Annotated in this window: 11 protein-coding genes and 1 pseudogene; 7 read left to right on the top strand and 5 right to left on the bottom strand. The window is 45.0% G+C overall.

Annotation, left to right across the window (positions count from 1 at the left end):
- The first annotated feature begins 13 nt into the window (after nt 1-13).
- The gene (locus AC3A14_RS22100) at nt 14-379 is read left to right on the top strand and encodes a hypothetical protein (RefSeq protein WP_487779164.1); all 366 of its coding nucleotides are present in this window, start codon (nt 14-16) and stop codon (nt 377-379) included.
- A gap of 245 nt (nt 380-624) precedes the next feature.
- On the opposite strand, the pseudogene AC3A14_RS22095 reads toward AC3A14_RS22100, so the two are convergent.
- Nucleotides 625-1,206: pseudogene (locus AC3A14_RS22095) on the bottom strand (DUF4912 domain-containing protein); the annotation flags it as partial.
- Nucleotides 1,207-1,760: 554 nt separating this feature from the next.
- Between AC3A14_RS22095 and ribBA the strand changes: the two are divergent.
- Entirely contained in the window at nt 1,761-3,437 is a 1,677-nt protein-coding gene (gene ribBA / locus AC3A14_RS22090; protein WP_318735142.1) for a bifunctional 3,4-dihydroxy-2-butanone-4-phosphate synthase/GTP cyclohydrolase II, read from the top strand.
- Nucleotides 3,438-3,603: 166 nt separating this feature from the next.
- Here ribBA and AC3A14_RS22085 read toward each other — a convergent pair whose 3' ends face one another.
- Together AC3A14_RS22085 and dtd are read right to left on the bottom strand one after the other, a co-directional pair.
- Complete coding sequence (locus tag AC3A14_RS22085; protein WP_271943835.1) at nt 3,604-3,846, bottom strand: hypothetical protein; 243 nt, start codon at nt 3,844-3,846, stop codon at nt 3,604-3,606.
- Nucleotides 3,847-4,023: 177 nt separating this feature from the next.
- A complete protein-coding gene (gene dtd / locus AC3A14_RS22080) occupies nt 4,024-4,467 on the bottom strand; it encodes a D-aminoacyl-tRNA deacylase (protein WP_318735140.1) in 444 nt (147 codons plus the stop codon).
- Nucleotides 4,468-4,978: 511 nt separating this feature from the next.
- On the opposite strand from dtd, the gene AC3A14_RS22075 reads away from it, so the two are divergent.
- From AC3A14_RS22075 to AC3A14_RS22065, 3 genes are all read left to right on the top strand, one after another.
- Complete coding sequence (locus AC3A14_RS22075) at nt 4,979-6,007, top strand: chlorophyll a/b binding light-harvesting protein (protein ID WP_271943841.1); 1,029 nt, start codon at nt 4,979-4,981, stop codon at nt 6,005-6,007.
- A 124-nt stretch (nt 6,008-6,131) separates the two neighbouring features.
- Entirely contained in the window at nt 6,132-6,647 is a 516-nt protein-coding gene (gene fldA / locus AC3A14_RS22070; protein ID WP_318735138.1) for a flavodoxin FldA, read from the top strand.
- 130 nt (nt 6,648-6,777) lie between these two features.
- On the top strand, nt 6,778-7,509 hold the full coding sequence (locus AC3A14_RS22065) for an alpha/beta fold hydrolase (RefSeq protein WP_318700761.1): 732 nt from the start codon (nt 6,778-6,780) through the stop codon (nt 7,507-7,509).
- 124 nt (nt 7,510-7,633) lie between these two features.
- Here the strand turns inward: AC3A14_RS22065 and AC3A14_RS22060 are convergent, their stop codons facing one another.
- Together AC3A14_RS22060 and AC3A14_RS22055 are read right to left on the bottom strand one after the other, a co-directional pair.
- Nucleotides 7,634-7,858, bottom strand: coding sequence for a type II toxin-antitoxin system HicB family antitoxin (locus tag AC3A14_RS22060; RefSeq protein WP_318700762.1), 225 nt, complete (start codon nt 7,856-7,858; stop codon nt 7,634-7,636).
- 80 nt (nt 7,859-7,938) lie between these two features.
- Nucleotides 7,939-9,054: a CobW family GTP-binding protein gene (locus tag AC3A14_RS22055; protein WP_318735135.1), complete on the bottom strand. Its 1,116-nt coding sequence runs from the start codon at nt 9,052-9,054 to the stop codon at nt 7,939-7,941.
- Nucleotides 9,055-9,515: 461 nt separating this feature from the next.
- On the opposite strand from AC3A14_RS22055, the gene AC3A14_RS22050 reads away from it, so the two are divergent.
- Nucleotides 9,516-10,598, top strand: a complete 1,083-nt coding sequence (locus AC3A14_RS22050; protein WP_318700764.1) for a hypothetical protein — start codon at nt 9,516-9,518, stop codon at nt 10,596-10,598.
- 104 nt (nt 10,599-10,702) lie between these two features.
- Nucleotides 10,703-11,281 (top strand): TIGR04376 family protein, encoded by a 579-nt coding sequence (locus tag AC3A14_RS22045; RefSeq protein ID WP_318735133.1) that lies wholly within the window; start codon nt 10,703-10,705, stop codon nt 11,279-11,281.
- The last annotated feature ends 259 nt before the right edge of the window (nt 11,282-11,540 follow it).

The following is an 11,540-nucleotide window of genomic DNA, read 5'->3' as shown; positions in this document are numbered from 1 at the left end:
GCCAACACCTGAAGTGGTTAGTCCAACCCCTGAGGTGGTTAAGCCAACACCTGAATTGGTCATTCCTGCACCTGAGGTGGTCATTCCTGCACCTGAGGTGGTTAGTCCAACACCCGAAGTGGTTAAGCCAACACCTGAAGTGGTTAAGCCAACCCCTGAGGTGGTTAAGCCAACCCCTGAGGTGGTCATTCCTGCACCTGAGGTGGTTAGTCCAACACCCGAAGTGGTTAAGCCAACACCTGAAGTGGTCATTCCTGCACCCGAAGTGGTCAGTCCTGCACCAGAGGTAGTCAGTCCTGCACCAGAGGTAGTCATTCCTGCACCAGAGGTAGTTAGTCCTGCACCAGAGGTGGTCATTCCTGCACCAGACTCTGTTTGAACAGATGCCGCCGGAGCTGCCCATTTGCCAACGCCAGAGGGGAAGACATAGGAACTAATGGCTTGGGCGGTTTCAGAACCGAAGACAGAACCAGCTAGACGTTTGGCTTCTGCTTCGCGTGCGAACTGGTAAAGTACATCTGCTTCAGTAGTTTTACGACCTGGAGGATCGAGGGTAAGCAACTGATCTCCACTACCTAGAGTTTTATCCCAGCTTACGGTCATAAACCGGTCTTCTACCCAGTCAGAGGGATAGATCGGAGGGATGGTGACGGGGGCAGAGCGAGCGAGAATTAACCAGCGGCCATCAGCACAGCGATAACCAATATCCACTACATAGATGCGATCGCTAATGGGAATGGGAATATACCATTCTCTAGCTAATTCATCACAGGGATATTCCTGCATACTGTGGGGACTTTCATAATTGATGTTAATATCCGTAACATCATAGATTCTCAGTGCTAGTTGTTGTCCGCCTTGCGTACGTAATAGTTCTTTTTTATCATTGCTAATATCCCAGTAAGCATAAGCCCATTGAGGGTCACGAGGCATCAGGACAATGCAAGGTTGACCATAACCACTTGGTAAATCTGTTAACTCATCATCTACGGAGGCCAGAACTTCTGGGTCAAAGGAGTTTCCCACTTCAAACTTGGCCGCTTCTACAGCTTCTTGAGCGTCCATTGGTTCAGTTTGTATATGTTTAGCTGGAGTACTAGAGTTTTGAGCTTCCATAATCGCTTGTAGGAGTTCAGATTTACGCATCCGGCTATAGCGGGAAATTTGGTACTCGCTGGCGACCTTACGCAACTGTCGTAAGGTCATCTCAGATAAGGGAGGACGATTATTGGTCATAATATAGGCTCTCCTAATGTCTTAATCGTTTGCTTAAGGCTTGAGCTTGGGGATCAATTGCTTAATATATTGCAAAAAAAAATAGAAGATTGCAAGGCTTGGGTCTGGAAACTTTAGGTATTTTGACGGGATCTATGCCCCTCTATCTGTTTTTTGTCATGATTCCATAACTTTTAGTCAGGGATGGGATCGCAAAAGTCATGATTTCGTGATAAAAATAAGAGATCGATCTACAGGAGGAAGAATTTTAAAGTATGGAATTTGCGCATAAAATCAAACCGTGAGTGATAAAAAGCCGTTTTGCTTTGCGATCGCTAATCGACTGAAATTTCTGGTATCTATAACCCATTCTGCACAATTGAGGACAAAAACAGCTCACCAGCCAATATATGGCAGCATTCAAGGCTGCCCATGAACAAATTAATTAAACTGTCCCCTGTCTCCAAGCTTCCATGACCGATTACTGATTACAAACGTCGATCGCGGTACAATAACAACCACAAATCGATCTACACTCTCTCACTGTGACTTCCTCTCCTTCCTTTCAGTTTGACTCTATAGAAAGCGCGATCGCCGAACTTAAACTTGGTCGTATGGTGGTCGTTGTCGATGATGAAAATCGGGAAAATGAAGGCGATCTTGTTGGCGCTGCACAGTTCGCGACTCCCGATATGATTAACTTTATGGCCGTTTATGCGCGGGGTTTAATCTGTTTAGCCATGATCGGCGATCGCCTGGATCAACTCGATCTCCCCCTCATGGTTACCCACAATACGGATAAAAACCAAACTGCTTTTACCGTCAGTATCGATGCTGCCCCGGAACTAGGCGTAAGTACGGGGATTTCTGCCGAAGACCGGGCCCGTACTATTCAAGTCGCTATTAACCCCCACACTCAGCCCCACGATTTACGCAGACCAGGGCATATTTTTCCCCTGCGATCGCGGGAAGGGGGAGTTTTAAAACGCGCCGGTCATACGGAAGCCAGTGTTGATTTAGCCCATTTAGCTGGTTTATATCCAGCCGGAATTATCTGTGAAATTCAAAATCCCGATGGTTCCATGGCACGACTACCGCAACTGATTCGCTATGCCCAATATCATGAACTGAAAATTATTAGTATTGCCGATTTAATTGCCTATCGTTTGCAACACGAACGGTTCGTGAAACGAGAAGCTCTAGCCAGTCTTCCCACCCAATTTGGAGAGTTTAAAATTCACGCCTATCGCAACACCTTAGATGGTTCCGAACATATTGCCATGGTCAAAGGCGACCCGAGTGAATTTTCCGAGCAAGTGGTTACTGTGCGGATGCATTCGGAATGTTTAACAGGAGATGCATTAGGCTCCCTGCGGTGTGATTGTCGAATGCAATTACAAACAGCCCTGAAAATGATTAACCATTCGGGAGCTGGTGTAGTCGTCTATTTACGTCAAGAAGGGCGAGGAATTGGCTTAGTCAATAAACTCAAAGCCTATATGTTGCAAGACCAAGGATTAGATACGGTAGAAGCCAATGAAAAATTAGGCTTTCCGGCTGATTTGCGCAACTATGGAGTTGGGGCGCAAATTCTCAACGATTTAGGCGTGAAAAAATTCCGCTTAATTACCAATAATCCGCGCAAAATTGCTGGATTAAAAGGCTATAGTTTGGAAATGGTCGATCGCGTTCCCCTGTTAATTGAAGCTACGGATCATAATGCTGCCTATTTAGCCACAAAAGCCCAAAAATTGGGCCATTGGCTACTGCAAACCTATTTAGTCACCGTTGCTCTAGAGTGGAAAGACCCCAACCCTTCGGTGACTCAACGCTATGAATGGTTGGAGAAATTGCGCTATTGGTCAGCTCAGAAAAACCTACTCCTACAGGAAGAAACTCGTCCAGTGGCGATCGCTCTGTTTACCCATCCCTCTTTAATCGTTCATTTAGGATTCGATCAACCCTATAGCGCTCCCATGGAATGGTATCACGATGTCGAACATCCCTATTCCCAGGCGATCGCCTCCTGGCTAGATTTGCTAGTGGGTTGGTCTTCGGTTGTGCGCCTCGAATTTCTGGTCAGCGATGGATCGGACCCCTTGAATGGCTTGCAATTGAAGTTGCAAAGGCAACCCTGCGATCTCCAAACCTCTCTTCCTTCTGCTCTATTCAAGAGTCTGGAAACGCAGAAAATTTATAGCTTTAGCAATAGCCGGGAATGAGTTATGGCGCTTTGCGCTGGGGAATAGGGAATAGGAGATAGCTTGTATTGCTTAGGGTCTAAGGCTTAAAGCTGTACTCCTCTAGAAGAGAGAAGCGCTATAGTTAGGACAGACAAGGGGCTGGAGGCCCCTTATTGTAGGCTGATGGCACAGTTTTCTAGGAGTCCTAAGGCTGGGGAGCTTTACCACCGCTTTCTTCTGTCTCAATGGCTTCCTCTGTTCGCCCATAGGGGTTAGTTTTCCGCTCCCATCGGGGAATTAAGCCCACAAAAAAATTGTTCAATGTTACACGTGTTTGGGCGCTTGCAGGGCCTAAAGGTTCTGGAAGAACGCGATCGCCGAGGAATACAAAGGCTAAAAATAGAACACTTGACACAATTAACCAGGGTTTTAAATAAGAAAAATTCATCTTAGTTTCCTCATGATTACTACTAATACTATTTCTCTATGATGATGTGCTTAACAAGGAGCTTGGAGCTAATTGTCGTGCTTTATTGGTGGTAAGTTCAAAGCGAGAAATGGTCTGACCCTATTATTCCCTAGCCTTCAGTTATTTCTTTCATGGATGGTTAATCAAACTGAAGTCCTACTCTAAAAGCAAGGTGACTGGACCATCATTATCAATTTTAACCTCCATCATCGCTCCAAATTCCCCCGTTTCTACCCTTAAACTACTCTCCTTCAAGAGATTCACAAATCGATCGTAGAGCGCTTTCGCTGGTTCTGGGGGTGCAGAGCGATCGAAAGAAGGACGACGACCTTTACGACAATTTCCATACAGGGTAAATTGACTAATTACCAATAGTTCACCCTCGATCTCTTGTACGGATTTTTGCCAGCGACGCTCCGTGTTTTCTGGGTCGGGAAACAACCGTAATTCAAGGCATTTTTTCGCCATCCATCGAACATCATCCGGCGTATCTGTATCTGTAATTCCCACGAGCAAGTTTAATCCTCGGCCAATTTTACCGATAATCTGGCCATTCACCGAAACGGAAGATGCGGTAACTCGTTGAATTAGGACGCGCATAGAGATATCGAAAATGCTTCAAGGGGGCGATCGCGCTAATGTCGAGCATTCTTGCGATCGTTCCACCCATTCAATAATAACTCAAAGCTAGATTGAGTCTGTTATATCAAATCCTAAAAATCACGCTACACATCCATCCCCGTGTCCCCGTTTCTCCGTGTCCCCGGGTCAACCATCTATAGCACATATCTAAGGATTTGATATTATTCACTCCCCCACTACAGCGATTTGCACTGTATCTAGCCCTTCCACTTCCACAGTTCTCCTTACTTATTAGTAGAAATTCTAAATACTTATCGCAATTAGGGTTCCATAGAGAGACCCGATTCTAAGCTTTTATCTTTAAAATCCTTGCCTTGACTGGATTTCACCAATTTTAAATCGCTCAAATCACTATCTTTACAAAACTTTATGTTTTTGCAATTGACAATTATTCTGAATTAGATTTTAATAGTTAACTGTTGAAAGTAATTCTCAACAGTTAACACGCTCTGACTCAGTTAACGATCCTATGCAAACCTACGACAACCCAAAAGTCACCTATGACTGGTGGGCAGGCAATGCACGATTTGCCAACCTTTCCGGGCTGTTTATTTCAGCCCATGCGGGGCAAGCAGCCCTGATCACATTCTGGGCAGGAGCCTTCACCCTGTTTGAAATTTCTGGATTCGATCCAAGTCAATCCATGGGCGAACAAGGATTGATCCTGCTTCCCCACTTAGCCACCCTAGGATGGGGAGTTGGCGAAGGCGGTCAAGTCACCGACACTTATCCTTACTTCGTCATTGGAGTCATTCACCTAATTTCTTCGGCTGTGCTAGGAGCTGGAGCCTTATTCCACACTTTCAAAGCACCAGAAGACCTCACAACTGCTAAAGGTTTTGCCAAAAATTTTCATTTTGACTGGGAGAACCCCAAGCAATTGGGCATCATCTTAGGGCATCATCTCTTATTCTTGGGTATAGGAGCCTTATTGCTCGTCGGCAAAGCCATGTACTGGGGTGGACTATACGACAGTACAACGGAAACTGTCCGCATTATTAGCAACCCTACCCTCGATCCGTTGACCATCTATGGATATCAAACTCATTTCGCCAGCATTACTAGCTTAGAAGATTTAGTCGGTGGTCATGTGTTTGTTGGCATTCTGCTCATTGGTGGTGGAATTTGGCACATTGTTGTCCCCCCCATGAACTGGGCGAAGAAAGTCTTAACCTTTTCCGGTGAAGCCATTCTCTCCTATTCCCTTGGTGGTATTGCCCTAGCCGGTTTTGTAGCCGCTTACTTCTGTGCTGTAAATACCCTAGCTTATCCAGTTGAGTTTTATGGCCCTGTTTTAGAAGTGAAATTGGGAATTGTGCCTTATTTTGCCGATACCGTTGATTTACCTGGAGGTGCTCATACTTCACGGTGTTGGTTAGCAAATGCCCACTTTTTCCTCGCCTTCTTTTTCCTACAAGGCCATCTGTGGCACGCTCTACGAGCAATGGGATTTGATTTTCGCCGCGTAGAAAAAGCCCTCAATGCTGTAGAAGGCTAGTAGGACTTCTCCGGGTCAGCAAGTTGTTTTGATTCTCTCCTCTTTTTGTGAGGGGTTTCTGAAGGAATATCAAGATTGAAACCCCTCTTTTTGTATTAACTGATTCTGAATGGATAAAGTAAAAATGGCAAACATTGGACTATTTTTTGCAACTCAAACCGGCAAGACCGAAGAGGCTGCCGAGGCAATTAAAAAGGAATTTGGCGGTGATTCTGTTGTTGCCTTACATGATATGGCTGATGCTAGTGCAGATGATTTCGGCGATTATCAATATTTGATTATTGCTTGTCCGACTTGGAATATCGGCGAACTCGCTAGTGACTGGGAAGGGTTTTATGAAGATGGACTCGATAGTGTTGATTTTAACGGGAAAAAAGTTGCTTATTTTGGCACAGGAGATCAAATCGGGTACGGCGATAACTTTCAAGATGCTATCGGCATTTTAGAGGAAAAAATTACTGAGTTAGGAGGGGAAACGGTTGGCTATTGGCCCGCTGATGGATATGATTTTAGTGAATCTAAAGCAATCCGGGATGGGAAATTTGTTGGTTTGGCTCTTGATGAAGATAATCAACCCGAATTGAGTGAAGGACGAATTAAGACTTGGGTAGAGCAAGTCAAAAAAGAATTTGGTTTATAAGATAAACAACGCTTGAAATTCGCTTCATTTCTTTGAGCAGCTCAGTTTTTGTTTGAGTAGGTAAGTTTAAATCCCTAACCATGGTTAAACTTACCTTTATTTTTCGTCCTTCTTCTTCTTGGAATTATTCATGACTCAATTACCGGATGTCTTGTGGATTAATGTCAGTCCCAGTTTTCGCCGCTTCCATCGTCCCCTGCTGAGGCTATTATCTGCCCATGTACCGCTTGCAGAATGGCAATATGAGCAAACAGAAGATGAAGGAAGTTGTTTAAATCAAGCGTTAGGATTACTCCATCATCATATCAAAAAGCACGATCGCCCCTTACATCTACTCGGTCATGGAACAGGAGGCTTGTTAGCTCTATTATATGGTCGTCGCTATCCACAAAATGTGCGATCGCTGGCGTTGCTCTCTGTCGGGGTATATCCAGCGATCGATTGGCAAGCCCATTACTATGTACAATTAGGCTTACTGCCCTGTTCGCGCGATCGCATCTTAACCCAAACCGCCTATAATCTCTTTGGCCCTCATTCCCCACCCGTCGTTGAAGAATTAGTGAGAATCCTAGAGAAAGATTTAAGAACGTCCCTCTCTCCCCATTCGCTTTATCGACGTATTCAAATTCTTCCGAGTGAACTCGATCCTCCCCTATTCATCAGTCGGGGACAACAGGATCTAGTCATCGATCCGAGCTTATGTGAAGGATGGAAACCTTGGTTAAAAGAGAGCGATCGCCTTTGGGAATGTCCCCATGGACGCTACTTTTTCCATCATACTCATGCCCAACTGGTGAAAAGACAGATTCTCAAGTTTTGGCAATCCTTAACTCCACTTCAGTCTACCCTCAAAAGTGCTTAACGGGACTCTTATAGCGCTTCACTCTAGGAAATAGGGAATAGCTTGTATTGCTTAGGATCTAAGGCTTTAAGCTGTACTCTTCCAGAAGTGAGAAGCGCTATAAGACAATTATTGAGGGGCAAGATTAATGTCCAGCCAGTTCATAGAGAGCCGGCTGGTATTGTGGTATTGGGATGTTTTTTTGATGTGAGCGTGCAGTTTCCCAGCATAATGCCTTGGCTTGAAGCACTTCTACTAGGGCTTCTTGGGGAGTGTCTCCCAGAGCTGAACAATATTTGAGATCCGGAATGTCGGCGATGTAGGCTTCATCTGCTTCACTGTAGAAAATATTGATGTGATAGTCTTTCATTGCTAGTCTCTATCTCTCAATTAAAGAAATAAATTCACTAAACGAGTAGGGTACGTTAAGAACTCACCCTCAAGAACTCCTTACCCCCCAAAGCCTTTACCGCGATCGTTTGAAGGTAGAGTTAAACAATTATTCAACTGGGAAAGCAGCGTTTCTTTGTCCAAATCTTGACCAATTAACACAAGCTGGTTTTTCGGTTCCCCTTTCCATTCTTTATCGTCGAGCGTAAATCGTTTACCACTCAGGTGGAAGATATGGCACATGGGGCTTTCTTCAAACCAGAGAATCCCCTTAGCGCGAAAAATACTTGCGGGTAACTGGTGATCGAGAAACTTTTGAAACTTCTTAATCGAAAAGGGGCGATCGCTCTGAAATGAAATCGACATAAATCCATCATTTTCCAAATGGTGAGAATGATGGTGATCGTGGTGATGTTCATGGTTGTGATGGTGATGATCATGATCGTGATGGTCATGGTCATGATCGTGATGCTCGTGATGGTTATGATGGTCGTGACTATGATCTCCCTCTTCTTCAAAATATTTATCGGACTCAAATAAGCCCACACTCAAAACCAATGGTAAGGACACATCACTTTTCACCGTCCTTAAAATCCGAGCATCGGGCTTAATATCGCGGATTTTCACCTCTAAATTATCCAGATCTGCTTCATCGACCAGATCCGTCTTATTCAACAGAATAATATCCCCATAGGCGATCTGACTATAGGCTGCTTCTGAATTAAACAAATCCAAGCTAAAATTCTCCGAATCCACCAGTGTGACAATCGAATCTAGACGGGTTAGATCTCGTAATTCCGTACCCAAAAAGGTGAGTGCTACTGGAAGGGGATCGGCGACTCCTGTTGTTTCTACCACCAAATAATCTAAGTTTTGTTGGCGTTCTAAGACGCGATAAACAGCATCAGCCAACTCATTATTAATGGTGCAGCAAATACAACCATTACTCAATTCCACCATATCTTCACCAGTGGAAACAATTAGCTCATTATCAATCCCTATTTCACCAAACTCATTGACGAGAACAGCGGTTTTTACGCCCTGTTGGTTACTGAGAATATGATTAAGCAGGGTTGTTTTCCCACTTCCGAGGAACCCTGTGATGATGGTTACTGGTAAAGGAGGTAAAGCGGTGTTTTGCTGTTCAGATGGGTTGGAGGTTACTGCTGAGGTCATAATGGTACTGTGCAAACGAGTCTCAATTTTCCTATTATCACCCATAAATAGAGAATTGGGCGATCGCCTGATCGCTACAGAATAATAGGTGGTTGGGTACGATCGGTGAATAATCTATTGAAGAGGGATTCTCAAAAAAATTCCCACTCTTCCGGATTCAGAAGAGCCAGCTAGGGATAGTGGTATGGTAGATGCACCCTGATGATTCCCCTTGGCTCCCCCGCTAAGGGGTTTTTTTTGAGATGGAGCGGGGGAATGGAGGATAGGGAGACGCGGAGATTCCCCATTCTCAATTACCAATTACCGATTATCGATTACCCATTACAGTGGCATCATGTTAAAGTGATGGCATAAAATCAGTGCAACCCATTGAGCCAAAAAGATTAAACGAACCCTCTGCTATGGATCGGGATTTTGATAAACGTGATAACGAGTCTGACTTGAATACAGATTCTATCCCTATGGCTTCTTGGTCAATGGAACAAGAGGTCAATGGGTTGATGGATGATTTGTTTGAAGATATTGACCGTGTGTTAGATCGCGGCGGCACTCTGCCGAAGGAACCGGTGCAACCGCAATCTGTTTCGCTCAAACCCTTGGATATTCCTTCGATGAAGTTGCCCCAGGCGATCGCCGAAAATTTGGCTCAGATCTCCCCAGAATTAGCCAGTTTAACCCGTATCTCTCAGATCGGGAATCAGACGAATACATTGACAACAGTAGAGGAGAGCCAAATGAGTTCCTCTACTGAGGAAAACCCAGAGATAGAATGGGCAAACTGGGCACAGGATTTAGAACCAACGGTATTACAGGAAGAAGAGGGGCTTCCAGTGGCTCCCCCTGCACCAACGGTTCAACCTTGGTGGGATCGTTGGCTATTAGTTGGGTTGGGAGCGGCGATCGCCCTTCCCCTAGGTTGGTGGATATCCAGCAGCCAGGGAGGACAAGGGATACGCCAACAGTTTGCCCAGTTCTTACCCTCGAATCAACCGAGTCCAGAACCCATGGCTCCGGTTGATTTGTCCTCCACAGCTTTAGCGGATGAAGAGTTTGCCAATTATATGCAACGTACTTTGAAGTTAAAGGATCAGTTGGAGCAAAATCAGGAGGAGCAAGAACTGAGTGACTCTGAAGGTGAAGCTCCTGAAACCTCTCCATCTGCTCCGAGTCAAATTTTGGAGCGGGTGTATATTCCCGTTTATCAACCGACTCCAGCACCTGCACCTTCTCCAGAGGTGGCTGCTGCACCGTTGCCGAGTCCTATTGATGATAGCGCTTCTCCTTCCCCCGTGTCGTCACCCGTTGCTCCCCAGGCGAGTAGTAGTCCACAAGAGAGTCCGCCAGAGAATATGATGTTGACGGGAATTCTGGAATTGGGCGATCGCTCGGCTGCCTTATTTGAAATTGAGGGCATGTCTCGGCGGTTTCAAGTCGGAGAAATGATTGGTTCGAGTGGATGGATGTTGGTGGATATTGTCAATCAAGAAGCAGTCATTCGTCGTAATGGTGAAGTGCGATCGGTATTTGTCGGTCAAAAGTTTTGATCGTAGGAGCAGGTTTACTTATTCTCTGGCTTTCTAACCCAACTTTTTGTAAACCTGCCCCTACAACTGGTTTATGCTGATATCAGCGAGGAGGATCGGAAACAGTGGGTATTTTTGATGATATCAATCGCTTTTTAGAAGATCGTTTGGATGAGTTTCTGCGCAAGCATCCCCAGTTAGAGCTGTCGATTTTAGAAGATCAACTCCATGAACAACAGGAAGATACTCTGCGCCTGATTGTCGATTTACAGCGTCAGGAAAAACAAGCCCAAGAAGAAATTATGGCAACGGCTCAGGAAATTCAGCGTTGGCATACTTGGGTGCAAAAGGCAACTGCAAAAGGGCGGATGGATTTAGCAAATGCAGCCCAAGAACGGGAAAATGCTCTCTTGCATAAAGGGAATCAATTATGGGGAAAAATGCAAGGCTGTAAACAGAGAATTCTGAAAGCAAAAGAGTTATATCAGGAAATTAAGAAACGCAAGGAAGAGGTTCACGCTAGGGTAATGGAAATGGAAGCTCAAGCCAGTGCCAGTGAAGAACAAAAAACAACCAATTCTCCTCCTGGTTGGAATCAGGGTTACACTCCCATGGGTAGTAGTCCCGATCGGTTAGAAGAAGAATTTCGCCGTTGGGAAGCCGATCAAGAGTTGCAAGATTTAAAAGACCAGATGAAGAAATGATCATAGCGCTTTGCGCTGGGGAATAGGGAATAGGGTTGTGGTACATGGAGAGAGACGATTCAAGCTTGTTTCATAACGCAAGCAAAGCGCCATAAACCTCTTCTCTCACTTTCGCCAGAAAATAATCTGAAACCCCCACTGATACCATTTCTCTTTAATTTTGCCACTCATGATTTCTATTGAGGTAATTGTCTGAGAGTATTCATTACAGCGCTTTGCGCTGTAACGGAGTACAGTATCATTGAGATCAGTCATTGCG

The sequence above is a fragment of the Roseofilum sp. genome (assembly GCF_982964205.1).
This window is presented reverse-complemented; position numbering and strand designations above follow the sequence as displayed.